At 68.2% G+C, this 25317-nt stretch carries 22 protein-coding genes; 13 read left to right on the top strand and 9 right to left on the bottom strand.

Translation table 11 applies throughout. The features are described 5' to 3' along the window. Positions 1–35 precede the first annotated feature (35 nt). Positions 36–467: an acetyltransferase gene (locus VQ065_RS12305; RefSeq protein ID WP_003082981.1), complete on the bottom strand. Its 432-nt coding sequence runs from the start codon at positions 465–467 to the stop codon at positions 36–38. A 260-nt stretch (positions 468–727) separates the two neighbouring features. Here VQ065_RS12305 and VQ065_RS12300 point away from each other — a divergent pair, with 260 nt between their 5' ends. Beyond that, positions 728–2317, top strand: coding sequence for a hypothetical protein (locus VQ065_RS12300; protein WP_003087041.1), 1590 nt, complete (start codon positions 728–730; stop codon positions 2315–2317). On the opposite strand, the gene VQ065_RS12295 is transcribed toward VQ065_RS12300, so the two are convergent. Then, the gene (locus VQ065_RS12295; RefSeq protein ID WP_023657589.1) at positions 2283–3899 is read right to left on the bottom strand and encodes an ATP-binding cassette domain-containing protein; all 1617 of its coding nucleotides are present in this window, start codon (positions 3897–3899) and stop codon (positions 2283–2285) included. The two genes, VQ065_RS12300 and VQ065_RS12295, sit on opposite strands and share 35 nt — an antisense overlap. Before the next feature lie 196 nt (positions 3900–4095). On the opposite strand from VQ065_RS12295, the gene VQ065_RS12290 reads away from it, so the two are divergent. Beyond that, a complete protein-coding gene (locus tag VQ065_RS12290; protein ID WP_003087031.1) occupies positions 4096–4431 on the top strand; it encodes a hypothetical protein in 336 nt (111 codons plus the stop codon). Here the strand turns inward: VQ065_RS12290 and VQ065_RS12285 are convergent. After that, positions 4389–5000 carry a tRNA-uridine aminocarboxypropyltransferase gene (locus tag VQ065_RS12285; protein WP_003087029.1) on the bottom strand — a complete coding sequence of 204 codons (612 nt, stop codon included), beginning with the start codon at positions 4998–5000 and terminating at the stop codon, positions 4389–4391. The genes VQ065_RS12290 and VQ065_RS12285 overlap by 43 nt on opposite strands. Positions 5001–5293: 293 nt before the next feature. Between VQ065_RS12285 and bdlA the strand changes: the two genes are divergently transcribed. Continuing rightward, on the top strand, positions 5294–6547 hold the full coding sequence (gene bdlA, locus VQ065_RS12280) for a biofilm dispersion protein BdlA (RefSeq protein ID WP_073646470.1): 1254 nt from the start codon (positions 5294–5296) through the stop codon (positions 6545–6547). A 3-nt stretch (positions 6548–6550) separates the two neighbouring features. Here bdlA and VQ065_RS12275 read toward each other — a convergent pair whose 3' ends face one another. Then, the gene (locus VQ065_RS12275) at positions 6551–7444 is read right to left on the bottom strand and encodes a LysR family transcriptional regulator (RefSeq protein ID WP_003087025.1); all 894 of its coding nucleotides are present in this window, start codon (positions 7442–7444) and stop codon (positions 6551–6553) included. 207 nt (positions 7445–7651) lie between these two features. Here VQ065_RS12275 and speB point away from each other — a divergent pair, with 207 nt between their 5' ends. From speB to VQ065_RS12240, 7 genes are all read left to right on the top strand, one after another. After that, positions 7652–8611 (top strand): agmatinase, encoded by a 960-nt coding sequence (speB, locus tag VQ065_RS12270; protein WP_003087022.1) that lies wholly within the window; start codon positions 7652–7654, stop codon positions 8609–8611. A 14-nt stretch (positions 8612–8625) separates the two neighbouring features. Further along, the gene (locus VQ065_RS12265) at positions 8626–9045 is read left to right on the top strand and encodes a YybH family protein (RefSeq protein ID WP_003087020.1); all 420 of its coding nucleotides are present in this window, start codon (positions 8626–8628) and stop codon (positions 9043–9045) included. Between the two features lie 18 nt (positions 9046–9063). After that, positions 9064–10575, top strand: a complete 1512-nt coding sequence (locus VQ065_RS12260) for a purine-cytosine permease family protein (RefSeq protein ID WP_003087019.1) — start codon at positions 9064–9066, stop codon at positions 10573–10575. Positions 10576–10668: 93 nt separating this feature from the next. Next, positions 10669–12060 carry a sodium:solute symporter gene (locus VQ065_RS12255; protein WP_003087011.1) on the top strand — a complete coding sequence of 464 codons (1392 nt, stop codon included), beginning with the start codon at positions 10669–10671 and terminating at the stop codon, positions 12058–12060. A 75-nt stretch (positions 12061–12135) separates the two neighbouring features. Then, the gene (locus tag VQ065_RS12250; protein WP_003122953.1) at positions 12136–13737 is read left to right on the top strand and encodes a 5-guanidino-2-oxopentanoate decarboxylase; all 1602 of its coding nucleotides are present in this window, start codon (positions 12136–12138) and stop codon (positions 13735–13737) included. A 13-nt stretch (positions 13738–13750) separates the two neighbouring features. After that, positions 13751–15133: an FAD-binding oxidoreductase gene (locus tag VQ065_RS12245; RefSeq protein ID WP_003087009.1), complete on the top strand. Its 1383-nt coding sequence runs from the start codon at positions 13751–13753 to the stop codon at positions 15131–15133. Between the two features lie 44 nt (positions 15134–15177). Further along, complete coding sequence (locus VQ065_RS12240; protein WP_003082954.1) at positions 15178–15906, top strand: MBL fold metallo-hydrolase; 729 nt, start codon at positions 15178–15180, stop codon at positions 15904–15906. A 59-nt stretch (positions 15907–15965) separates the two neighbouring features. On the opposite strand, the gene VQ065_RS12235 is transcribed toward VQ065_RS12240, so the two are convergent. Next, positions 15966–16100, bottom strand: a complete 135-nt coding sequence (locus VQ065_RS12235; protein ID WP_003087006.1) for a PA1414 family protein — start codon at positions 16098–16100, stop codon at positions 15966–15968. A 154-nt stretch (positions 16101–16254) separates the two neighbouring features. After that, the gene (gene ptrR, locus VQ065_RS12230; protein ID WP_003087005.1) at positions 16255–17127 is read right to left on the bottom strand and encodes a putrescine utilization regulator PtrR; all 873 of its coding nucleotides are present in this window, start codon (positions 17125–17127) and stop codon (positions 16255–16257) included. A gap of 104 nt (positions 17128–17231) precedes the next feature. On the opposite strand from ptrR, the gene VQ065_RS12225 reads away from it, so the two are divergent. After that, the gene (locus VQ065_RS12225; RefSeq protein WP_003087002.1) at positions 17232–18434 is read left to right on the top strand and encodes an MFS transporter; all 1203 of its coding nucleotides are present in this window, start codon (positions 17232–17234) and stop codon (positions 18432–18434) included. On the opposite strand, the gene VQ065_RS12220 is transcribed toward VQ065_RS12225, so the two are convergent. From VQ065_RS12220 to aphA, 3 genes are all read right to left on the bottom strand, one after another. Further along, the gene (locus VQ065_RS12220; protein ID WP_023084456.1) at positions 18394–19305 is read right to left on the bottom strand and encodes a DMT family transporter; all 912 of its coding nucleotides are present in this window, start codon (positions 19303–19305) and stop codon (positions 18394–18396) included. The genes VQ065_RS12225 and VQ065_RS12220 overlap by 41 nt on opposite strands. A gap of 210 nt (positions 19306–19515) precedes the next feature. After that, positions 19516–20607 (bottom strand): extracellular solute-binding protein, encoded by a 1092-nt coding sequence (locus VQ065_RS12215; RefSeq protein WP_003082943.1) that lies wholly within the window; start codon positions 20605–20607, stop codon positions 19516–19518. A 10-nt stretch (positions 20608–20617) separates the two neighbouring features. Continuing rightward, on the bottom strand, positions 20618–21658 hold the full coding sequence (gene aphA, locus VQ065_RS12210; protein ID WP_003082940.1) for an acetylpolyamine amidohydrolase AphA: 1041 nt from the start codon (positions 21656–21658) through the stop codon (positions 20618–20620). Between the two features lie 209 nt (positions 21659–21867). Between aphA and VQ065_RS12205 the strand changes: the two genes are divergently transcribed. Further along, entirely contained in the window at positions 21868–24291 is a 2424-nt protein-coding gene (locus tag VQ065_RS12205; protein WP_003086995.1) for a mechanosensitive ion channel family protein, read from the top strand. A gap of 66 nt (positions 24292–24357) precedes the next feature. Then, entirely contained in the window at positions 24358–25299 is a 942-nt protein-coding gene (locus VQ065_RS12200; protein ID WP_003086994.1) for a class I SAM-dependent methyltransferase, read from the top strand. Positions 25300–25317 lie beyond the last annotated feature (18 nt).

Genomic DNA, 25317 nt, shown 5'->3' with positions numbered 1-25317 from the left:
GCACCTCGCTCCACAGGGCGAGGTGCCGCGCCCTCCTACAGGCTCATGTGCAGCAGCGGGAACGGCCGCCCCGCCGAGTCGGTCGCGGAGCGACCGGTCTGGCGGAACCCATAATGTCGATAGAAACCGCAGGCCTGCGGGTTCTGCTCGTTGACATCGACGCTCAGGCGCGGCCAGGTCGCCCGCGCATGATCGAGCAGGCGTCGGCCGATACCCCGGCCGCGCAGCCCGGGTTCGACGAAGAGCATCTCGACATGCGCCTGGTTCAGGCCAATGAAGCCCTGGGCCACGCCGTCGTCGTCGACCAGCACCCAGACCTCGACGGCCGGCAGGTACAGGTCGCGGACCTGTGGGTAAAGCTCGACGATGTCCGCTTCACTGAGAAAATCGTGGGTCGCGCGGACGGAACGTTCCCACAGGTCGACCAATGCCGTGTTGTCGGCGTCGACGCGCTTGCGAATGTGCATGCTGGATTCCTTTATCCGAAAGATTCCAGGTAGAACGAAAGGCAGCCGCGACCGCCAGGCCGGGCGCCACGCTGAGGTTCGTCACCTGGATGCCCGTGGCGCGAATCAACGCATGGACGGTGCACAGCGGCGGCGACGAGGGAGGAAGGGAGCGCCATCCTAGAAGAAAACGACCGGTCGGAACAGCCGCGCTTCTCATGCTTTTCCCGAAACGACGAATGAACGACACTGCGCCCGACTCTATTATCCCGGTATCGTCCATGCCCAGCTCCCCGCTTCCTTCCGGCCGCAGGCTGCCCGCTTGCGCCTTCGCCGACATCGGCGAGCCCTACGCCGTGTTTCAGGCTCCCGGCGGCGCGCTCCTCGCGGTGGCCAGCGCCTTTCATGGGCAACACCCGGGCCGACAGCTCGACGTCTACGAACAGAGCCTGCGCCTGTACCGCGGCGGCGACCTCGAATGCATCGCCGTCCTGCCGGACCTGGGCTTTCCGCTCAACGCCATCGCCTGGCACCCGAGCCGGCCCGTACTGGTGATCGGCGGCGGACGCTACGACGGCGGCGCCTTCTTCGAAGGCGGTCTGCTGGCCTGGGACTACGCGAGCGGCAAGATCCAATCGCTGCTCGCCGACAACCGCGAAGTGCTCGCCTGCGACTTCGAGGACGACGGCCGGCGCCTGGCCTTCACCGTCGCCCCCAGCGACGACCTGGAGGACCGACCGTTGTTCCGCCAGCGCCATTCGCTAGCCTTTCCGGTCGACGCCCCACTGGTGCTGGACGACCTGCCCGGCACCCGCCTGCCCTTCGACTGGGCCCTCTACCCTGCCTCGACACAACGCGAAGCAGCGCTGCCGATCCTGGAAAACCTAGCCCTGGGCAAAGATCGGCGGTTCCTGCATCGTCCACCGGTGTGGGACCTGTGCTTTCTCGACGGACAACGCCTGGCCATCGCCCGCGCCAGCCCCCGGCTCGAGCTCTGGAATCTGGCCGACGACAGCCTGCGCAGCTTCGAACTGGCCGAACGGGGCCAGTGCCTGCAGGTCTTCCATAACGCCACGGACGACAGCCTGCTGGTCAATCTGCAACTCGGGTATGCCGCCCAGCGACTGTTCAAGGTGCCGCTAACGCCGGGACAACCGCTGCTCCTGAGCGACTGCCGCCATCTGCTGGCGCAATCCGCCCAAGGCGGTTTTCTCGCCCGCCAGATCGCCCTCGAGGGCAAAGACCTGGAAGACCTCGTGCTCGACCCGACCGGCCGGATCGTCCACAGGCGCCGTCTCGGACACTACGACCTGTTCAACCACCATCTGCGCATCGACCGTGGCGAAGCCTTCTTCTACCTGGCCGGCAATCCGCCGGAGCAGCACCAGGACAAAGGCCTGTTCCGCCTCGACCCGCAGACCTTCAAGACCCGCGAAGTGCTACGCCTGGAGCGCCACCCGGAGCACTTCAACAACCTGCACGGCTGCCTGCTGGGCAATCGCCTGCTGCTCAACGCCAAGGTCTACAACTCGCCGCATCACGCCTACGGTACCCAGCGCCTGACCTGCTACGACCTGGAGAGCCGCGGCACGCTCTGGGGCGCCACCCTGTCCGCCCAGGTCAGCGCCTTCGCGCCGTTGCCCGGCGGACAATGGATCGCACTGGCGCTGGTCGATGGTCAGGTCGAGGTACGCGACCTCGCCAGCGGCGAATGTCGCTGGCGCTACCGCACGGCAGACGCCATACCGCTGTGCCTGGCAGTCAGCGACAAACTCCTCGCCATCGGTTTCAGCCACGGCGGAGTCAGCCTCCTGCAGGTCACGGCGGATGGCCAGCTCATCGGTCCTCCAGGCGCCAACCCGTGGCAGTAGCCCGCAGTTCGCCGTCCAGCGCCAGGTGGCGGAGAAACACCGGGTCGTGGGACACCACCAGCAAGGCCCCACGGTATTGCCCGAGCATGCTTTCCAGGGCCTGCCGCGCAGCCAGGTCGAGGTGGTTGTCCGGCTCGTCGAGCAATAGCAACTGCGCCGGCCGGTCGGCATAGAGCACCAGGGCCAGGGCCGCCTTCAAGCGTTCGCCGCCGCTCAGCGTCGCGCACGGCTGGGAGAGCCGTTCGGCCGGCAAGCCGAGTTGCGCCAGGCGCGTGCGCAGCCAGCTTTCGCCGCGACTGCGATTGACCTCCAGCAACTGCTCCAGCACGCCTCGCCCGTGGTCCAGCACGCTCAGCCGCTGGTCGAGATAGGCGGCGCCCACCGTCACCGCGCAGGTTCCCGCCAGCGGCGCCCGTTGCCCGGCCAGCAGCCGCAGCAGGGTCGACTTGCCGCTGCCGTTCGGGCCGACCAGCGCCAGCCGTCGCGGACCGCTCAGGAGCAGGTCGATTTCGCGCAACGGCCCGCGCAGATGCGGCAGGACCGCGCCCTTCAACTCGACGATCCGGCGCTGCGCCGCCAGTTCGGCATCGGGCGAATCGAGCAGCAGCGGCGACGCCTCCTCGACCTCCCTGGCAGCCTCGCGCACCTCGCGGTCGAGGCGCTCGCGCTCCGCCTGGTGGGCATTGCGCAGCTTGCCGGCGCTGACCTCGCTACGTTCCCTGAACCCACCGAGCAGGATCTTCGCCTGGTTCGCCGTCTTGCCTTCGCGCCGGCCGCTGGCCTGGCGCCGCTCCTGGCGCTGCTGCTGTTCGCGCATGGCCAGGGTCTGCCGCTTGCGCTCCAGACGACGCTGGTCCAGACGACGTTCGGCGACCTCGCGCGCCTCCTCCCGGCTCTGCGCGTAGAAGGAATAGCCGCCGCCATAGCTGCGCAGGCCGAGGGTCGACAGCTCGACGATCCGCTGCATGCCCTCGAGCAGTTCGCGGTCATGGCTGACCAGCAGCAGGCCGCCGTCCCATGCCGCCAGGCGCGCCCGCAGCAAAGCGCGTGCCGGCCCGTCGAGAGGGTTGCTCGGTTCGTCGAGGATGAGAAAGTCGGCGTCGTCGAGGAATGCGCCGAGCAGCGCTACGCGCATGCATTCGCCGCCGCTCAGGCGTTCGCTCGGGGTATCCGCGCGGAGATGGCCGAGCCCCTCGGCGGCTAGGGCGTCGGCCAGCCTTTGGCGGATGTCCCAGCGCTCGCCCAGGCATTCGTAGTCGGCGTCGTCGATGCTACCCGCCTCGATCCGCGCCAGCGCCTCCAGCCATGGGCGGACGCCAGCCAGGTCGGCGACGGTCGGATACTCGGCCGGATCGAACTGCTGCGCCAGGTAGCGCACGCGCCCCTGGCGCCGGACGCTGCCGCTGGACGGCTGCAAGTGTCCGGCGAGCAGGCGCGCGAGCAGCGACTTGCCGACGCCGTTGCGTCCCACCAGCCCGGTGTGCCGGGTGTCGAAGGTTTCGTCGAGATCGGAAAACAGAAGGCTGCCGTCCGGCAGCTGGAAAGAGACGCCATCGAGCGTCAGGGTCGACGTATTCGTCATGGATACCCCCTTGATGCCATGCATTCCCCCGGGCCCTCGGGCCAGGGACGGAAAACCGGCCGTGCGGACACGGCAGCATCAAGTGCGCATCGGACGAACACCTCGTAAGGAAGGAAAGACCGCGGCAGTCTACTCCGCCCATGCGGTCCCGCCAATCGGGCATACTTTTCGCTTTCGACAGACACGACCGACCGACATGGCCAGACTGCGCATCGCCGAACTCTTCGAACGGGAACCCTCGCGCTGGGGCGGCCGTGGCGACCCCTACCTCTGGCAGGAAATGGCCGGGCAACTGGCGGACGCGCCCTGGCCGGCCTCCGCCGCAGCCCTGGAACGCCTGCTCGGCGAGACCTTCGAGCGCCTCAGCGGCCATCCGCTGGAATACGATGCCCTGATCTACCTCGCGCGCCACGCCCACGGCGGCATGTCCAGCGGCATGGTCAGCCCGGAGTTCTGGCGCGAAACGGCGATCCCGGAACTGCTCGACCGCTATCGGCGGCGGCGCTCCTGGTTGAGATGGTTGCGCCGGTAGGTATCCTCACCCATCGCCGCGATCTGCCCCTCGATCAGGGCATCGAATGGCTTCAGCAGGGCTTCGTGGGTACGCGGCGCCTCCAGTTCGTCGAGCGCCGCGGCGATTGCCTCGATGGTCGACAGCGCGCCCTCTCCCGGCGCCTTGCGCAGGCGATAACGCGACGCCATGCCTTCGGCCAGGCTCACCCGCGGCAGGGCTGCCAGGGCCGGGTTCAGGTGCAGCAGCTTACGCGCCTTGCGCCAGGTGCCGTCCGGCACCACCAGCAGGAGGGGCTCGCCGGCGGCCTCGGCGGCCATCCCCGCCAGCGCTCGCGCCTGCTCGCCGGGAAACAGCAGGCAGGCCCGGTAGCCCGGCACTCGCCAGGTCTCCTCGGCGAAACGCTCGCCGACCCGCAATTCCGCATTGCGCAAGCCGAGCACGGCCAACCCTGCGGTATTCAGCGCGTGCCCGACCTCGCTGGGGTGCTGCAGGACCAGCACCCGCGTACGCGACGGCAAGGAGGGAATCAATGCGCAGAGGCAGTGGCTGGCGGGGCGAGCGCAACGCTCGCAGCGGATACGTGACATGGGACGACTCCTGGAAGGGGCCCAGTGTGCCACAGGCGGAGAGGCATTCTCTCGCTCGCAAAAACGTCATATTTCCGACGAATGGCAGCAACTTTCTTCACCCATTAAGAATAACGACGAATTTTTGTCGTTCGATGAAAAAATACAATCGTCCCGCCCTCTCAACTCCCGTCCGTCCGCGCCGAAGACCGGGATGAGCCCCTCTCTATCCAAGGATGTTTCTCATGTTCACTCGCAAGTACCGACAGATGAACGCCGACTTGCAACAGCAACTCGCCGCCGAGCGCCTGCACATGGCAGCGCTGGACCGCTCCATGGCGCGCGTGGAGTTCGACCCCGACGGCAACATCACCGATGCCAATGAGAATTTCCTGACCCTGCTGGGCTACCGCCGCGACGAGATCCTCGGCAAACCGCATCGCCAGCTTTGCGACGGCGCCTACGCGCAATCGGAAGACTACCGGCGCTTCTGGGAACGCCTGCGGCGCGGCGAACACTTTTCCGGCCGCTGCAAGCGCATTACCCGCGAGGGCCGGCCACTCTGGCTGGAAGCCACCTACAACCCCGTACGCGACGGGCAGGGTCGACTGCTCAAGGTGGTCAAGTACGCCAGCGACATCGATGCCATCGTCCACCAGGAACACGAGATGCAGAGCAAGCTGGATGCCCTGTCCCGCTCGATGGCGATGATCGAGTTCGACCTCGACGGCAATGTCCTCGCGGCCAACGACAACTTCCTCGCCACCATGGGCTATGGCCGAGCCGAGCTGGCCAGCGCCAACCACCGCCAGTTCTGCGAACCGGGCTACCGCGACGGCCCGCAGTACGCCGACCTCTGGCGCCGCCTGAATCGCGGCGAGTACGTCACCGGGCAGTTCCGCCGGGTCCACCGCAACGGCCAGCCGGTCTGGCTGGAAGCCAGCTACAACCCGGTCTACGACGCCGACGGCAAGCTGTTCAAGGTGGTCAAGTTCGCCAGCGACGTCAGCGACCGCATGCGCCGCTACCAGGCCGAGGCGGACAACGCCCACCAGGCCCATACCCTGTCCACCGAGACCCGCACCGTCGCCGAACACGGCGCGCTGATCATCCAGAGCGCGGTGGAGGAAATGCTCAAGATCGCGAATACCCTGGATGCTTCCTCGCTGAACATCGGCGAACTGTCGCAGCACTCGCAACAGATCACCTCGATCGTCAACACCATCCGCGAGATCGCCGAGCAGACCAACCTGCTCGCCCTCAATGCCGCCATCGAGGCCGCCCGCGCCGGCGACCAGGGTCGCGGCTTCGCCGTGGTGGCCGACGAGGTGCGGCAACTGGCGGAGCGCACCAGCAAGTCGACCAAGGAGATCGCCGACATGATCGGTCGCATCCAGACCGGCACCCGCAGCGTCATCGACGACATGCAGCACAGCCAGGAACAGGCGCGGCGCGGCGTGGAGCTGGCCAACGAGGCCGGCACGGCGATCCTCGGCATCCGCGAGAGCACGCACAAGGTGGTGGAGGCGGTGCAGCAGTTCTCGCGCACCCTCAACGCCGATCTCTAGGGCTCAGGCCAGGCTCATCTGCGTCCGCAACTGGTCGCGGAAGGCCTGGATCAGCGGCTCGCGCGAGCGGCCGCGGCGGAGGATCAGGGAGAATGGCGCCTGGTAGCCGAAGGTCGCCGGCAGCAGGGCGCGCAGACGGCCCTGCTCGACCCACGGGTGGGCGTAGTGCTCCGGCAGGTAGCCGATGTAGCCGCCGGACAGGATCAGGATCAGTTGCGCCTCCATGCTCTCCACCGTCCCCGCGCTGTGCTTGAAGCCGTGCCGGGCCAGCTCGGCCTGGCTCCAGTAGCCGCGGCCGACCATGCGTTGCTGGGTGATCAGGTCGGCGGGAATCCTCCGCCCGTCGAACAGCGGATGCCGGTCGCTGCAGTACAGCCAGTGCTGTTCGCGGTACAGCGGCTGGTAGACCAGTCCGTTCATGCGACTGGAAAAGGCGCCGATGGCCAGGTCCTGGCGGTTCTCCAGCACGCTCAGTTGCAGTTCGTAGGGGCTCTGCACCAGCAGGTGCAGGTGCACCGCCGGGTGTTCGCGGCTGAAGGCGCCGATCACCTCGGCCAGCGGCAGCGCCGGGTCGCTCACCGTGGAATCGAGCACACCGAGGTTCAGGGTGCCGCGCAGCTCGCCCTTCAACGCCAGCGCGTAGCGTCCGAAGCCTTCCAGTTCGCCGAGGATGCGCAGGGTCTCCTGGTGGAACAGCTCGCCCTTGCTGGTCAGGCTGAAGCCGCCGCGGCCACGGTGGCAGAGCACGATGCCGAGCTGGTTCTCCAGTTGGCTCATGTAGGTGCTGATCGCCGAGGTCGACAGGTTCAACTCCTGCTGGGCGGCGGCGAAGCCCTGGTGGCGCACCACCGCGGCGAAGATGCGCAACAGGCGCAGGTCGGGCAAGGCGTTGGACACGGCGACTCCGGTTTGCGGGGCGAGGATTTCGAACTGCGGGCCGAGGCAAAGGCCGCCGTCCGGGCTCGGCGGCGAAGTCTAGCCGCTTCGCCGTTAGTTTAGAAATCTCTGAACTGATTATTTGTAGCCAGCGATTTGACTCGCTACCGGCTGTGAAGAGAATCCGTCCGACCCCTAAAACAACCACAACGACCGTGAGGCCACCCCGTGGACAAGAATCTCCACCAGCCCCTGGGCGGCAATGAAATGCCCCGCTTCGGCGGCATCGCCACCATGATGCGCCTGCCCCATGTCCAGTCCCCCGCCGAACTCGACGCCCTCGATGCCGCCTTCGTCGGCGTGCCCCTCGACATCGGCACCTCGCTGCGCTCCGGTACCCGCTTCGGCCCCCGCGAGATCCGCGCCGAATCGGTGATGATCCGTCCCTACAACATGGCCACCGGCGCCGCCCCCTTCGACTCGCTGAACGTGGCGGACATCGGCGACGTCGCGATCAACACCTTCAACCTGCTGGAAGCCGTGCGCATCATCGAGCAGGAATACGACCGCATCCTCGGTCACGGCATCCTCCCGCTGACCCTCGGCGGCGACCACACCATCACCCTGCCGATCCTCCGCGCGATCAAGAAGAAGCACGGCAAGGTCGGCCTGGTCCACATCGACGCCCACGCCGACGTCAACGACCACATGTTCGGCGAGAAGATCGCCCACGGCACCACCTTCCGCCGCGCGGTGGAAGAAGACCTGCTGGATTGCGACCGCGTGGTGCAGATCGGCCTGCGCGCCCAGGGCTACACCGCCGAGGACTTCAACTGGAGCCGCAAGCAGGGCTTCCGCGTGGTGCAGGCCGAGGAGTGCTGGCACAAGTCGCTGGAGCCGCTGATGGCCGAGGTCCGCGAGAAGGTCGGCGGCGGCCCCGTCTACCTGAGCTTCGACATCGACGGCATCGACCCGGCCTGGGCGCCCGGCACCGGCACCCCGGAAATCGGCGGCCTGACCACCATCCAGGCGATGGAAATCATCCGCGGCTGCCAGGGCCTGGACCTGGTCGGCTGCGACCTGGTCGAAGTCTCACCGCCCTACGACACCACCGGCAACACTTCGTTGCTGGGCGCCAACCTGCTCTATGAAATGCTCTGCGTCCTCCCGGGCGTGGTGCGTCGCTGAGCCGTAGCGCGACCATGACCGACGACCGCGTCGAACAGGTGCTGGAGGCCGCCCGCCGACTGGTGGCGGCCTTCGCCCGCAACGATGCCGATGCCTATTTCGCCGCCTTCAGCGAGGACGCCAGCTTCATCTTCCACAACTGGCCTCAGCCGCTGCGCTCGCGCGCGGCCTACCGCGAGTTGTGGGAGCGCTGGCGACGCGAGGACGGCTTCGAAGTGCTGGCGTGCGAATCCAGCAATACCTGCGTCAGCCTGCAAGGCGACCTGGCGATCTTCAGCCACGACGTCGCCACCCGGCTGCGCCTCCAGGGAACGGAAAGCCTGAACCGGGAACGGGAAACCATCCTGTTCCGCCTAGAACAACAAGAAGGCCGTTGGCTGGCCTGCCATGAGCACTTGTCGGCGATGCCGGAGTACCTGCCATCGACTAGCTAGCTCTCCCGGGAGAACGTCATGGATAACAACAATAACCAACACGCAATCACACGCATCGAAACCTTCGGGGTCGAACAGATTCCCGACCACGAACGCAACGCCACGCCGGTCGATCTGTTCCGCATGATCTTCGGCGGCGCCAATACCTTCGCCACCGCCGTGCTCGGCAGCTTTCCGGTGCTCTTCGGGCTGTCCTTCCAGGCCGGGCTGTGGGCGATCCTGCTGGGCGTCACACTGGGCGCGCTGATCCTCGCCCCGATGGGCCTGTTCGGCCCGCTCAACGGCACCAACAACGCGGTCTCCTCCGGCGCGCACTTCGGCGTGCACGGGCGCATCGTCGGCTCCTTCCTCTCGCTGCTGACCGCCATCGCCTTCTTCTCGCTCTCGGTGTGGAGTTCCGGCGACGCCCTGGTCGGCGGCGCCCGGCGCCTGGTCGGCCTGGAAGAGAGCGAACTGAACCTGGGCCTGGCCTACGGCCTGTTCGCCGTGCTGGTGCTGACCGTATGCATCTACGGCTTCCGCTTCATGCTGCTGGTCAACAGGATCGCCGTGTGGGCCGCCAGCCTGCTGTTCCTGCTCGGCCTGTTCGCCTTCGCCGGCCCCTTCGACGCCGCCTACGCCGGCAGCGTGCAGCTCGGCCAGCCGGGCTTCTGGGCCGCCTTCATCGGCGCCACCCTGCTGGCCATGAGCAACCCGATCTCCTTCGGCGCCTTCCTGGGCGACTGGGCCCGCTACATCCCCCGCCAGACCTCGCAGGCACGGATCATGCTGGCGGTGATCGGCGCGCAGCTGGCGACCCTGGTTCCCTTCCTGTTCGGCCTCGCCACCGCGACCATCGTCGCCGTCCGCGCGCCGGACTACATCGCCGCCAACAACTACGTCGGCGGCCTGCTGGCCATCGCTCCCGGCTGGTTCTTCCTGCCGGTATGCCTGATCGCGGTGATCGGCGGCATGTCCACCGGCACCACTTCGCTGTACGGCACCGGGCTGGACATGTCCAGCGTGTTCCCGCGCCTGCTCTCGCGGGTGCAGGCCACGGTGCTGATCGGGGTCGCCTCGATCGGCTTCATCTTCGTCGGCCGCTTCGCCTTCAACCTGGTGCAGAGCGTCTCCACCTTCGCCGTGCTGATCGTCACCTGCACCACCCCGTGGATGGTGATCATGCTGATCGGCCTGCTGACCCGTCGCGGCTTCTACCGCCCGGACGACCTGCAGGTGTTCACCCGCGGCCAGCGCGGCGGCGCCTACTGGTTCGAGCACGGCTGGAACTGGCGCGGAATGGGCGCCTGGATTCCCAGCGCGGCAGCCGGCCTGGCCTTCGTCAACCTGCCGGGGCAATTCGTCGGTCCGCTCGGCGAACTGGCCGGCGGCATCGACCTCAGCCTGCCGGTCGCCCTCGGCCTGGCCGCCCTGCTCTACCTGGCACTGCTGCGCCTGTTCCCGGAACCGCCTTGCGTCTATGGCCCGCAAGGACCGCGCTGGGTGCGCGCGCACGGCACGCGGAGGGCCCCTGCGATAGCCACCGCCTGAGGCGGGGTACACACACGGCGGGACGCCAGCGTCCCGCGCTTCCGGCGCCTCGCCGGATACAACAATGACAATGAGAAACTTGGGAGACCTGATATGGCCCTCGACATATTCGTCGTTCTGATCTACGCCGCGGGCATGATCGCGCTGGGCTGGTACGGCATGCGCCGCGCCAAGACCCGCGACGACTACCTGGTGGCCGGCCGCAACCTCGGCCCCGGCTTCTACCTGGGAACCATGGCCGCCACCGTCCTCGGCGGCGCCTCCACCATCGGCACCGTGCGCCTGGGCTACGTCCATGGCATCTCCGGCTTCTGGCTGTGCGGCGCGATCGGCCTCGGCATCGTCGGCCTCAGCCTGTTCCTGGCCAAGCCGCTGCTGAAGCTGAAGATCTACACCGTCACCCAGGTCCTGGAGCGTCGCTACAACCCCGCCGCGCGCCACGCCAGCGCCCTGATCATGCTGGTCTACGCACTGATGATCGGCGCCACCTCGACCATCGCCATCGGCACCGTCATGCAGGTCCTGTTCGGCCTGCCGTTCTGGGTCTCGATCCTGATCGGCGGCGGCGTCGTGGTGCTCTACTCCACCATCGGCGGCATGTGGTCGCTGACCCTGACCGACATCGTGCAGTTCCTGATCATGACCGTTGGCCTGGTGTTCCTGCTGATGCCGCTGTCGATCAACGACGCCGGCGGCTGGGACGCCCTGGTGGCCAAGCTGCCGGCCAGCTACTTCGACTTCACCGCGATCGGCTGGGACACCATCGTCACCTACTTCCTGATCTACTTCTTCGGCATCTTCATCGGCCAGGACATCTGGCAGCGGGTGTTCACCGCCCGCAGCGAGACCGTGGCCAAGGTCGCCGGCTCCGCCGCCGGTATCTACTGCGTGCTCTACGGCATGGCCGGGGCGCTGATCGGGATGGCCGCCAAGGTCCTGCTGCCGGACCTGGAGAACGTCAACAACGCCTTCGCCAGCGTGGTCGAGCACAGCCTGCCGAACGGCATCCGCGGCCTGGTCATCGCCGCCGCCCTGGCGGCGCTGATGTCCACCGCCAGCGCCGGCCTGCTGGCGGCGTCCACCACCGTCACCCAGGACCTGCTGCCGCGCCTGCGCCGCGGCCGCGGCCAGTCCGACAACGGCGACGTGCACGAGAACCGCATCGCCACCCTGCTGCTGGGCCTGGTAGTGCTCGGCATCGCCCTGGTGGTCAGCGACGTGATCAGCGCCCTGACCGTGGCCTACAACCTGCTGGTAGGCGGCATGCTGATCCCGCTGATCGGCGCGATCTACTGGAAGCGCGCCAGCACCGCCGGCGCCATCACCAGCATGACCCTGGGCTTCCTTACCGTGCTGGTGTTCATGATCAAGGACGGCCTCGACGCGAATACGCCGATCTACTACAGCCTGGCGGTCGGCCTGCTCAGCTTCGTCCTGGTCAGCCTGTTCTCGCGGCGCCCGACGGGTGTCGCCAGCGCCGCCTGAACCAGGCACAACCCCGACAGGCGAGGGACTTTCCCTCGCCTTTTCCATTCCCGAGAACATGAAAAAGGAACGGCCATGACCACCTGCGGCGAATTCCTCGTCAAGCAACTCGAAGCCTGGGGCGTCGAGACCGTCTTCGGCATCCCCGGCGTACATACCGTAGAACTCTACCGCGGCCTGCCCGGCAGCCGTATCCGCCATGTCACCCCGCGCCACGAGCAGGGCGCCGGCTTCATGGCGGACGGCTACGCACGGGTCACCGGCAAGCCCGGCGTGTGCTTCATCATCACCGGCCCGGGGATGACCAACATCCTCACCGCCATGGCCCAGGCCTACGCCGACTCGATTCCGATGCTGGTGATCTCCAGCGTCAACGAACGCGCGCGCCTGGCCCACGGCAACGGCTACCTGCACGAGCTGCCGAACCAGCGCAACCTGGTAGGCAACGTCTGCGCCTTCAGCCATACCCTGATGAGCGCCGAGGAGCTGCCGGCGGTGCTCGCCCGCGCCTTCGCCGTGTTCGACAGCGAGCGGCCGCGGCCGGTGCACATCGAGCTGCCGCTCGACGTCATCACCGCGCCCGCCGAACACCTGGCCCTGCGCCCGCGCACCGTCGCCAGCCGCCCGGCGCCGGCACTCGCGCCCTTGCGCGAGGCCGCGGCGCGCCTGCGCAACGCGAAGAAGCCACTGCTGCTGCTCGGCGGCGGCTGCGTCGAGGCCGCCGCCGAAGCGCGTGCCCTGGCCGCCGCGCTGGACGCGCCGACCGCCCTGACGATCAACGCCAAGGGCCTGCTACCGGCCGACCACCCGCTGCTGCTGGGCAGCAACCAGTCCTGCGTGCCGGTACGCGAGCTGGCCGCCGAGGCCGACGTGGTGCTGGCCATCGGCACCGAGCTGGGCGAAACCGACTACGACGTGGTGTTCGACGGCGGCTTCGCCCTCGATGGCGAGTTGATCCGCATCGACATCGACCCGCAGCAACTGATGCGCAACTACACGCCTAGCCTGGCCATCCACAGCGACGCCCGGCTGGCCATGCGCGTGCTGCTGGCCGAACTGCCGGGCGGCGAGGCCTCGCCGGACAGCCCCGGGGCCCGGCGCGCCGCCGCCGTGCGCCAGCGCCTGGCCGAAGACTTCGCCGGCTGGTCGCACTATCGCCAGCTGTTCGCCGCGATCCTCGCCGAGTGGCCGGACGCCCGCTTCGTCGGCGACTCGACCCAGACCGTCTACAGCGGCAACCACCTGGTCGATCTCGACGAGCCGCGCCGCTGGTTCAACGCCTCCACCGGCTACGGCACCCTCGGCTATGGCCTGCCCGCCGCCATCGGCGCCAAGCTCGGCGAGCCGGGACGCCCGGTGGTCAGCCTGATGGGCGACGGCGGCCTGCAGTTCACCCTGCCGGAACTGGCCAGCGCGGTGGAAGCCAAGGTCGGCATCGTCGTGCTGCTGTGGAACAACCACGGCTATGGCGAGATCAAGCGCTACATGGAGCGGCGCGAGATCACTCCGCTCGGGGTCGATATCTACACCCCGGACTTCCTCGCCATCGCCCGCGGCTTCGGCTGCGCCGCCGAACGCGCGCGCGATCTCGAGCACCTGCGCGAACTGCTGCGCGGCGCCCCGGCGGACCGTCCGCTGATCGTCGAGGTGCTGCAAGCCGCGCCCTTCCATCCCTGACCCGGAGCCCGCCATGGACGATTCCGAACTCTACCGCTCCCTCTGCGAGATCCTCGGCGCCCGTGGCGTGCGCGACAGTGCCGCGCTCGCCGGGCAGGACCCCGGCTACCATCCGCAGAACCTCGCCGGAAGCTTCCTGGTCCTGCCGGAAAGCACCGACCAGGTCGCTGCCGTGGTGCGTCTGTGCCGCCAGGCGGGACGCGCCCTGGTGCCCCAGGGCGGACTCACCGGTCTGGTCGGCGGCGGCGCCGCGCAAGCCGGCGACGTGCTGCTCTCGCTGCGCAGGCTGAACCGCATACACCGGCTGGATGCGGCCAGCCAGACCCTCGACCTCGACGCCGGCGTCACCCTCGAACAGGCCCAGGCGCTGGCCGCCGAGGCCGGACTCGACCCCGGCATCGATCTCGCCGCGCGCGGCAGCGCCAGCGTCGGCGGGCTGGTAGCGACCAACGCCGGCGGCATCCGCGCCTTCCGCTTCGGCACCATGCGCCAGCGCGTGCTCGGCCTGGAAGCGGTACTCGCCGACGGCAGCGTCTACAGCGACCTGCGCGGGCTGCTGAAGAACACCACCGGCTACGACCTCAAGCAGTTGTTCGTCGGCGCCGAAGGCACCCTCGGCATCGTCACCCGTGCGGTACTGCGCCTGGAGCCGTTGCAGCGTCCCGGCGCCACCGCCCTGCTCGGCCTGCCCGACGTCGACGCGGCGATCACCATCGCCGCGCGCCTGCGCCGCGAGCACGCCGAACGCCTGTTCGCCTGCGAGATCCTCTGGCACGACTACCTGCAATGCACCGCCGCACCCATGGGCGACAGCGCGCCGAGCCTGGCGCCCTGCCCTCTCTACCTGCTGGTGGAACTGGCCGAGGACCGCCACCTGGATGCCGGCGAGGCGCTCACCGCCCTGCTGGAAGACTGCTTCGAGGACGGGCTGGTGGAAGACGCCCTGCTCGCCGCCAACGAAACCCAGCGCCTGGCCATCTGGCGCCTGCGCGAAGACTCCGACGCGGCCATCCACGCCGGCGTCGACAGCCTGTCCTTCGACGTATCGCTGCCGGTGCCGGCCCTGGCCGGCTACGTCGAGCGCATCCGGCGGCGCCTGGACGACCTGGTGAAGGGCATGCAGGTCTTCCTCTTCGGCCATTTCCTCGACGGCAACCTGCACGTCATGCTCGCCGCCGACGTCCCGCTGCTGCCGCTGCACCAGGCGGTGGAGGAAATCCTCTACGGCGAGTTGGGCGAATGCGCTGGCGTGATCTCCGCCGAGCACGGCATCGGCCTGGAGAAGAAGGAAGCCCTGGGACGCTACGCCGATCCGCTGAAGCTCGCGCTGATGGCGCAGATCAAGGAACTGCTCGACCCCAGCGGACTGTTCAACCCGGGCAAGGTCATACCCTGAACGCCTATCCTTCTGGGATAGCCTTTCCACCGACAGAGACCGCGATGAGAATCGTCAGCCGCGACCGCTGGTTCGAAACCCGGCACTTCTACAACGGTATCAGCCTGATCCACGAGCCCTACGTGCGCCCCTTCTATCGCTGCAACATGTGGCATGTCCAGGGCCGCGAGCGCGACGTGCTGGTGGACAGCGGCTCCGGTCTGGTCAGCCTGCGCGAGCAACTGCCCTGGCTCACCGAACGACCGCTGCTGGCGGTGGCCAGCCACACCCACTTCGACCATATCGCCGGCCACCACGAATTCGCCGAGCGCCTGGCGCATCCGGCCGAGGCGGAGATCCTCGCCGCGCCGGACGGCGACAACACCCTGGCGCGCGCCTATGTCGGCGACGAGATGTTCGAGGCGCATCCGGAGTGCCCGCTGTGCTACGCCGAATACCGGGTGCGAGCAGCGCCGGCGACCCGCCTGATCGACGAAGGCGACGTGCTCGATCTCGGCGACCGCGTGCTGCAGGTGCTGCACACGCCCGGGCACTCGCCGGGCGGCATCAGCCTGTGGGAAGCGGCGACACAGACGCTGTTTTCCGGCGACATCGTCTACGACGGTCCGCTGGTCGAGGACGCCTATCATTCCAACCTCGACGACTATGCCGCCAGCCTCGCGCGCCTGCGCGAGCTACCGGTGCGCACCGTGCATGGCGGGCATTTCGCGAGCTTTTCCGGGGAGCGTTTGAGGGAAATGATCGTCGCCTGGTTCAGGAACCACGATCGATAGGCCAAAACCGGGACTCTGGCCAGCGCCGCAGGCGGAGGCCAGAGCGTCGGGGAACCGGCTCAGCGACGTTGCCGCGCGGCGAGGCGCCGGCGTTGCTCGTCGTTTTCCACCGGGATGGGTTGCATGCGCGGGGGCTCGATCAGGCCAAGGGCGACACCGAGTTGCCACGCCAGGTTTTGCAGCCAGAGTTTCATGACAGGCCCCTTGTCCAAGGGAAGGAGAATCGGGCGACCTGACAAGTCAGGTCGCCCTAGGAAAGAGTAGACCGGCGTCCCACTCTCCGCACGTTCCACTCCGTCCTTGGAAACAACTTTACTGCGGGAAACCGGCCCCGGACCCTGACCTGAATCAAGCCAACGCCGATTCCCGCCCTTGCAGAAGACCGATCCAGGCCTTCAGGTTGGCGCCGACCATGCCCTTGCGCCAGACCAGCCAGGTACTCGCCCGGGCGAACGGTTCGGCCAGCGCATGCACCGCCACCGACTCCCGCCCCGGCAGGCTTTGCAGCATCGACACCGGCATCAGCGCCACCCCGCCGCCGGCCACCACGCAGGCCAGCATGCTGTGGTAGGACTCGATCTCCATCACCCGGCCCATGCTCACCCGCGCGCTGGCGAACCAGGACTCCAGCAGCAGGCGATAGGAGCAGCGCGGGCGGAAGGCGATCACCGCGCTGCCGGCCACGTCCTCGGGACCGCGCACCGGCGGGTGGCCATTCTCGGTGACCAGCACCATGCGCTCCTCGAACATCGGCAGGCCCTCCAGACCGTCGAAGTCCAGCGGGCCGTCCACCAGCACGGCGTCCAGGCGCCCGCCCAGCAGCGACTCGACCAGCTCGCCGCTGGGCGCGGTCTGCAATTGCAGGTTCACCGCCGGATAGCGCCGGTGGTATTCCGCCAGGCGCGGCGGCAGGTGGATCGCCGCGGTGCTGTACATCGAGCCGAGGGCGAAGTCGCCCACCGGTTCGCCTCCCTGCACCGCCGCGCGCGCCTCCTCCTGCAGGGCGAACAGCCGCGCGGCGTAGTCCAGCAGGACCTTGCCGGCCGGCGACAGTTGCAGGCGCTGGCGTTCGCGGAGGAACAGGTCGACGCCAAGCTGTTCCTCCAGTTGCCGCAGGCGCGTCGACAGGTTCGACGGCACCCGGTGCAGGCGCTCGGCGGCGCGGGCGATGGAGCCTTCCTCGGCGACCGCCTGGAAGATCCTCAACTGGCCGAACTCCACGGTTAATTCTCCAAAACAGAACAAGTAATTCACGATTATTCATTTTTACAGAATTGCCGCAAGGCCTAACCTGCTGCCATTCATCCCCCGGCAGGAATCCGCACATGTCCCGTGATTTTCTTCGTTCGCCGCTGGTCGGCCTGCTCGCCTGCCTGCTGGCGCTGGTGGTCGCCATGGGGGTCGGGCGCTTCTCCCTGACCCCGCAACTGCCGCACCTGATCCGCGAAGGCCAGCTCGACCTGACCGGCGCCGGCCTGCTGGCCGCCGCCAACTACCTCGGCTACCTGGTCGGCGCGCTGGACGCGCTGTTCGCCCGCGAAGCGCGGCAGGCGCGCTTGCGCCTGCTGGTCGGGCTATGGGCCTGCTTCGGCCTGACCCTGGCCTCGGTCTGGGCCGAGGGCTTCTGGCCGCACGCGCTGCTGCGCTTCGGTCTTGGCGTGGCCAGCGCCTGGGTCCTGATCATGGTCACCGCCCTCAGCCAGCGCCTCGCCGCGGAAAGCGGTCGGGCCCGGCTGGGCGCGCTGGTGTTCGCCGGCCCCGGCATCGGGGTGATGGTCACCGGCCTGCTGGCGGCATTGGGCAACGCCCTGGGCCAGGACTCGGTGTTCATCTGGAAGCTCTTCGCCGACCTCGCGCTGGTCCTGATCCTCATGCTCCTGCCGCTGCTGCCGCTGCTGCCGCGCCCGGCCGCACGCAGCGCCGGCCACGACGCGCCTGCAACGGCAAGCGAGAACGCCGGCCTCGGCCGCCTGACCTGGGCCTACGGACTGGTCGGCCTCGGCTACATCATCCCGGCCACCTTTCTCTCGCAGATGGCCGCGGCGCGTTTCCACGGGCAATGGCAGGCCGATCTGTTCTGGCCCTGCTTCGGCCTGGCCTCGGCCACCGGGGTAGTGCTGATCAGCCTGCGCCGGCAGCGCCCGGACGGGACCCGCCGCTGGCTGGTCGGCGCGCTCTGGCTACAGGCCCTCGGCGTGCTCGCCTGCCTGCTGCCGGGGATCGGCGGACTGGCCCTGGGGGTAGTGCTGACCGGCCTGCCGTTCCTCGCCGGCATGCAACTGGTGATGCAATACGCCCGCGAACTGGCGCCGCATACGCCGCAGCGCAACGCCGGCCAACTGACCACCGGTTTCGCCCTCGGCCAGTTGCTCGGCCCGCTGCTGGCGGCGCTCAGCACGCATTTCGCCGGCGGCCTGCAACCGGCGCTGGCGCTCGCCGGGCTCGGCCTGGTCTTCGCCGGCCTGCTGTTGCGCCGGCCGCACTCGCTCAGCGGCGCAGCAGGCGTCGCAGCCACTGCTCGCCGCTGACCAGGGTGATGCCGGCGAGGACCAGCGCCGCGCCGGCGACGAAGTTCAGGCTGAGCGGCTCGCCCAGCAGCAATACGCCGAAGGTGACGCCGAACAGGGGGGTCATGAAGGAGAAGATCGCCAGGTTGTTCGCCAGGTAGCGACGCAGCAGCCAGAACCAGCAGAAGTAGCTGGCGAACGACACCACCACGCCCTGGAACAGCACGCTGGCGGTGCTCACCGGGGTCCAGCGGACCTCGCCGAACTGGCCGCTGAAAAGAGCGATCAGCAATAACCCGGCGCATGCCACGAACAATTGGTAGAACAGCGTCAGGCTTGGCGGTGCCTCGGACAGCCGGGTGCCGCGCACTGCCACCGTGGTCGCGCCCCAGGACATCCCGGCGAGCAGGCCGAAAGCGTCGCCGAGCAGCATCCGCCCATCCATTTCCGCCCACGACAGGCCTCCGCCGAAGGCCACCGCGATGCCGCTGAAGCACACCGCCACGCCCAGCCACTGCAAGGGCCGCAGGCGTTCGCTGGGAAGCAGGAAGTGCAGCCCGAGGGCAGAGAAGATCGGCGCGGTATAGAGGAACACCGACATGTGCGAAGCCGTGGTGTATTGCAGGCCGAGGGCGATGAACAGGAACTCCAGGGCGAACAGCGTGCCGGTCAGCAGGCCGGCGCCCAGGGTGCCCTGGCGCAAGCCCTCCCAGCCGCCGCGCCAGCACATCAGCAGGCCGACCAGGGCGGCGGCGATGCCGGAACGGATGGCCGCCTGCATCACCGGCGCGATGTCCGTCGCCGCCCACTTGATGGTCACCTGCTGGATGCCCCAGATCACGCAGAGCAACAGCATCGTCTGGAAGGCGAAGGCATCGGCGGACTTACGCATGGCGGACTCACAGGCAGGCATGGAAGGAAGCGGCCGCCAGCGGCGACCGTCGGGCAGCGCCATTATGGACAAGCCGGCACGCCCGGTCGAAGCCTGGAAGCGACCTCCAGCGGGTCGTGCACGGCAGTTCCGGCCCGCTCGCCTGGCCTGCGGGGCGTGACGCATAGCGCCTGTGGCGCTATGCGTCCTGCGAACCCGCCATCTGGCCGCTCACTTGCCGGTCTTGATCTTGCTCCAGGTCCGCGTGCGCAGCCGCTCCAGCTTCGGCGGCAGCATCTCCACCGAATACAGTCTGGCCTGCACCTCTTCCGGCGGGTAGACGTTCGGATTGTCGCGCAACTCCGCCGAGATCAAACCGTCCGCCGCCTTGTTCGGGTTGGCGTAGGCCACGTAGTCGGAGATCGGCGCCACCACCTCCGGGCGCAGCAGGTAGTCGAGGAAGGCGTGCGCCTGCTCGACGTTCTTCGCGTCGCGCGGAATCGCCAGCACGTCGAACCAGGCCGCGGCGCCCTCCTTCGGGATGCGGTACTCGATGCGTATGCCGTTCTTCGCTTCCCTGGCCCGGTTGGCCGCCTGCATCGCTCCGCCGGACCAGGCGATGGCCACGCAGACGTTGCCGTTGGCCAGGTCGCTGACGAACTTCGAGGAACTGAAGTAGGTGATGTATGGGCGCAGCTTCGCCAGGTGCTCCTCGGCTCGGCGGTAGTCTTCCGGCTGGTGGCTGTTGGGCGACAGGCCGAGATAGTGCAGCACCTCGGGGATCACCTCGGTGGGCGAGTCGAGGAAGGCCACGCCGCACTGTTGCAGCTTCGCCAGGTTCTCCGGCTTGAACACCAGGTCCCAGGAGTCCAGCGGCGCATCGTCGCCGAGCACCGCGCGGACCTTGTCGAGGTTGTAGGCGATGCCGTTGGTGCCCCACATGTAGGGCATCACGTAGCGGTTGCCGGGGTCCTTGCCGGCGAGCACCTTGAGCAGGGCCGGGTTGAGGTTCTTCCAGTTCGGCAGCTTGCTCTTGTCCAGCGGCTGGAACACCTCGGCCTTCAGGTAGTTGGGCAGGAAGCTGTCGCTGGGCACCACCAGGTCGTAGCCGGAATGCCCGGACAGCAGCTTGGCCTCGAGCACCTCGTTGCTGTCGTAGACGTCGTACTTCGGCGCGATGCCGGTCTGCGCCTGGAAGTTCTTCAGGGTGTCCGGGGCGATGTAGTCGAACCAGTTGTAGATCCGTACTTCCGGCGCGGCCTGAACCAGCCCGGCGGAAACGGCCAGCGCGAGGCCGGCCAGCAGCTTGCGAGTCGATTGCATGCTTCGCTCCTCAGCGGGCCGCGCCTTCGTAGCCCTGCAGCACGTTGACCGCGTTGATGCCGATGGCTTCCACCGCATAGCCGCCTTCCATGATGAACAGGGTCGGCAGGCCCAGCCGGGCGATGCGCTCGCCCATCCGCAGGTAGTCCGGCGAATCCAGCTTGAACTGGGAGATCGGGTCTTCCTTGTAGGTGTCCACGCCAAGGGAAATCACCAGGGCATCCGGGGCGTAGCCGGCGATCCGCACGCAGGCGTCGTCGAGCGCCGCCGACCAGAGGTCCCAGCCGCTGCCATGGGCCAGCGGATAGTTGTGGTTGCAGCCCTCGCCGGCGCCTTCGCCGCGCTCGTCTGCGTAGCCGAGGAAGTACGGGTATTCGACCCGCGGATCGCCATGGATCGAGGCGAACAGCACATCGTCGCGGCGGTAGAAGATATCCTGGGTGCCGTTGCCATGGTGATAGTCGACATCGAGGATCGCCACGCGCCGGGCACCCTGGTCGAGGAACGCCTGGGTGGCGATGGCGGCATTGTTGAGGAAGCAGTAGCCGCCCATGAAGTCGCCACCGGCGTGATGGCCCGGCGGACGGCAGAGGGCGAAGGCGCTGCGGGCGCCCTGGCGCATATGCTCCTGGGCGGTCAGCGCGACCTGGGCGGAGCTGTAGATGGCCTGCCAGGTGCCGGCGGTGATCGGCGCCTCGGTGTCGAAGCTGTAGTAGCCCAGCTCGCCCATCAGCGCCGTGGGGATCGGCCCGTCGCGGCGCAGGCGGCGGCCGGGGAAGGTGGTGGACACCAGGTCGCCGCTGTGGCCTTCGGCGGTCCAGCGGGCCCAGGCGCCCTGGAGGAAGTCCAGGTAGGCGGCGTCGTGGATGCGCAGCAGCGGCTCGCGGCCGAAATCCTTTGGCGCGATCACCTCGCCAAGGTTCTGCGACTTCACCCGGGCCAGCACGGTGTCGGCCCGGCTGGGCATTTCGAAACAGGGTTGCAGCTTGCCGTCGACCAGTTCCGACTGGCCGAAGTGCAGACGATGATCGTCGCTGTAGACGCTCAGCATGGAGAGACCTCGCAGGTTTCTTGTTCTTGGTGGAGGGATTCTGCCCAGCGCGCGGTCGCGGCAAAACGGCGGCGGCGGCCAAAAAGGGATCGATATGGCCAGAATCCATGTCCCTTTAGCGCCGCCTGGCGATTATCGACGCGGGGAATTACTCGGCGCCCGCACCGGTCCATACTGCTTGAGCCAGTCAGGATCGAAAGGGGGATTCGATGAGGCGCGCCAGCCTGCATATGTTGCTCTGCCAGTTCGCCATGGCCCTGGGCCTGCTCCTGAGCCTGGGCAGCGAGGCCTGGGCCGCCAGGCCGGCTCCGCAGGCGGCCGTCGACCTGGAAGCGCCGGCCGCCCTGGCCGAGGACGCCAGCCTCGACCAGCTCAACGCGCAACTCGACCTGATCCGCCAGCGCGTCACCACTGACGCCAGCGACGACCTCCTCGCCGAGTTGCGCCAGAGCGCGCTGCAAGTCCAGCGCCAGGCCGACGCCCTGCTCGCGCTGCGGGTGGCCGACATCGAGCGGCTCGACGATCAGTTGAAAGTGATCGGCCCGCCGCAGCCCGACGAGGCGGAAAGCCTCGCCGCCCAGCGCCAGGCCCTGACCCGGCAGAAGAACGCCCTGCTCGACGACGAACGCCAGGCCACCCAGCTCGGCCAGTCGTCCCGCGACCTGGCAGCACAGATCGTCAACCTGCGCCGCAGCCTGTTCAACTCGCAGATCAGCAGCCGCGCGGCGACACCGTTCAGCCCGAGCTTCTGGTCGACCCTGATCCGTCCCACCGACGACGACCTGCGCCGGCTGGACAAGCTGAAGGCGGAGGCCCTGGTCGCCTTCGACAGCGCCATCGCGCCCGGACACCGCTGGGCCTTCGCCGGAACCCTGCTGGCCACCGTGCTGATCTGGAGCTTCGGCCGCCGCCTGCTGGAGCGCATGCTTACCTGGGCGATGATCCGCTGGCTGCCGGAAGGCCGCCTGCGGCGCAGCGCCCTGGCCCTGGCGGTCGGGCTGGCGACCATCCTGACCATCGTCGGCGCGGTGTCGCTGATGCGCTGGGGCCTGGAAAGCAACGCCAGCCTGAGCCCCGACATGGCCAGCCTGACCGATCAACTGGTGAGCCTGGCGACCTTCTGCGCCTTCATCGCCGGCCTCGGCCGCGCTCTGCTGATGCTGCCGCGACCATCCTGGCGGCTGCCGGCGATCCCGGACAGGATCGCCAGCGCCCTCGGCCCGTTCCCGGCGATCCTCGCAGTGGCGCTGATGCTGGTGGCCACCGAGGAACGGATCAACAGCGTCACCGGCACCAGCCTGGCCCTGACCGTCGCCCTCAACGGCCTGACCGCGCTGGTCACCGCGCTGATCTTCGCCGCCGCCCTGCTGCGCTACCACCATGTGCGGCGCAAGCACGACCTGGAGCGGCCAGGCGGGATCGCCGGGCTGATCCCCTTCGTCGCCTCGGTATGGATCGCGGCGATCCTCCTCGCCCTGTTCACCGGCTACCTGTCGCTGGCCTACTTCCTCACCGGCAAGCTGCTGTGGATCAGCGTGATCGCGGCCACCACCTACCTGCTGATCGCTTTCTTCGGCGACATCTGCGAAACCCTGCTCTCGCCCAAGCACCCCAGCGGCCTGGCGCTGGCCAATGCGCTCGGCCTGTCGCCGCGCCACCAGGCCCAGGCCAGCACGGTGCTGGCCGGGGTCGGCCGCACCCTGCTGCTGCTCACCGCGCTGCTGCTGGCCTTCCTTCCGGTCGGCTCGAGCCCCAGCGAACTGCTGCAGGGCTTCGCCCAACTGGGCGAAAGCAGCAAGACCCTGGGCAACCTGAACATCGTCCCGCAGGACATCCTGGTCGCCCTGCTGCTGTTCGTCGGCGGCCTGTTCGCCCTGCGCATCGTCAAGCGCTGGCTGAGCGAGCGGTTGCTGCCGGAAACCAACATGGACGCCGGCATGCGCGCCTCGCTGGTGACCCTGGTCGGCTACCTCGGCTTCGTGCTCCTGGCGATGCTGGTGATGTCCACCCTGCGCATCAACCTGACCAGCCTGACCTGGGTGGTCAGCGCCCTCTCGGTAGGCATCGGCTTCGGCCTGCAGGCCATCGTGCAGAACTTCATTTCCGGCCTGATCCTGCTGACCGAGCGGCCGGTGAAAGTCGGCGACTGGGTCAGCCTGGGCGGGGTCGAGGGCGATATCCGGCGGATCAACGTGCGCGCCACCGAGATCCAGATGGGCGACCGCTCCACGGTGATCGTGCCGAACTCGCAGTTCATCTCCCAGACCGTGCGCAACGTGACCATGGGCAATGCCCTCGGGGTGGTCGGGGTGAACCTGACCCTGCCGCTGGACACCGACGCGATGAAGGTCCGCGAACTTCTCTTGCAGGCCTTCGCCGAACATCCGGCGATCCTCGACGCACCGGCGCCCTCGGTGACGTTCAAGGATCTCGCCAGCAACGGCCTGGTGCTCAACGCCAGCGGCTTCGTCAACAGCCCGCGTTCGGTGGCCGGCGCGCGCAGCGACCTGCTCTTCACCATCCTCGACCGCTTGCGCAGCGAAGGCATCGCGCTGTCCTCGCCACAGAGCCTGCTGATGATCCAGGATGGCGGCCCGGCCAGCGCCACGCCTGCGCCCGCGACGCCCGATTGAAGCGAAGGTGCGGACTGTCCGTCACGCAACGGGTAGAATCCGCCCCTTTTTCAACGCCGAACCGCCATGAATCGCGAAGCCCTCGATACCCTCCTCCAGCACCTGCTCGCCGCGCTGTCCCCGGCGCCGGCGGAGACCCGCCGTCTGTTCCATGGTCGCGGCCGCTGCTGGCCGGGCCTGGAACAATTGACCGCGGACTGGCTGCAGGGCGTCCTGCTGGTGACTCTGTTCAAGGAGCCGCAGCCGGAGGAACTGGAGGCCTTGCGTCGGACCCTGGGGCAACTGACCACGGCGCCGGCCTGGGCTGCGAGCCAGGGCCGGCACCTGGTCCTGCAGCACCGCTACCGCCCAGACAGCGCCTGCGAATGGCTGTCGGGCGAGCCGCTGGAAACCTGGGACATCGTGGAAAACGGACTGCGCTTCCGCCTCGACCTGGGACGCAACCAGAACACCGGGCTATTCCTCGACATGCGCCTGGGCCGCCGCTGGGTGCAGGAGCAGGCCGCCGGCCGCCGCGTGCTCAACCTGTTCGCCTACACCTGCGGCTTCTCGGTGGCGGCCATTGCCGGCGGCGCCAGCCAGGTGGTCAACCTGGACATGGCCCGCGGCCCGCTCAACCGCGGCCGCGACAATCACCGCCTGAACGGCCACGACCTCGGCCGGGTGAGCTTCCTCGGCCACGAACTGTTCAAGTCCTGGGGCAAGCTGCGCAAGCTCGGCCCGTACGACCTGGTGATCGTCGATCCGCCGAGCTTCCAGAAAGGCAGCTTCGTCCTGACCCAGGACTACCGCAGGATTCTCCGCCGCCTGCCGGAACTGCTGGTGCCCGGCGGCACCCTGCTGGCCTGTATCAACGACCCGGCCATCGGCCCCGACTTCCTCCTCGAGGAAACCGCCCGCGAGGCGCCGTCGCTGCACTTCGTCGAACGCCTGGAGAATCCGCCGGAGTTCCCCGATGTCGACCCCGCGGCGGGCCTCAAGGCGCTGCTGTTCCGCAACGCAGGCTGATCGACGCGCGGGCGGCGT

The sequence above is a fragment of the Pseudomonas sp. KBN10P06128 genome (assembly GCF_037574945.1).
In the GTDB taxonomy this organism is placed as follows: Bacteria; Pseudomonadota; Gammaproteobacteria; order Pseudomonadales; family Pseudomonadaceae; genus Pseudomonas; species Pseudomonas aeruginosa.
Note: the sequence above shows the minus strand (reverse complement) of the source record. Positions and strands in the feature narration are given on the sequence as shown.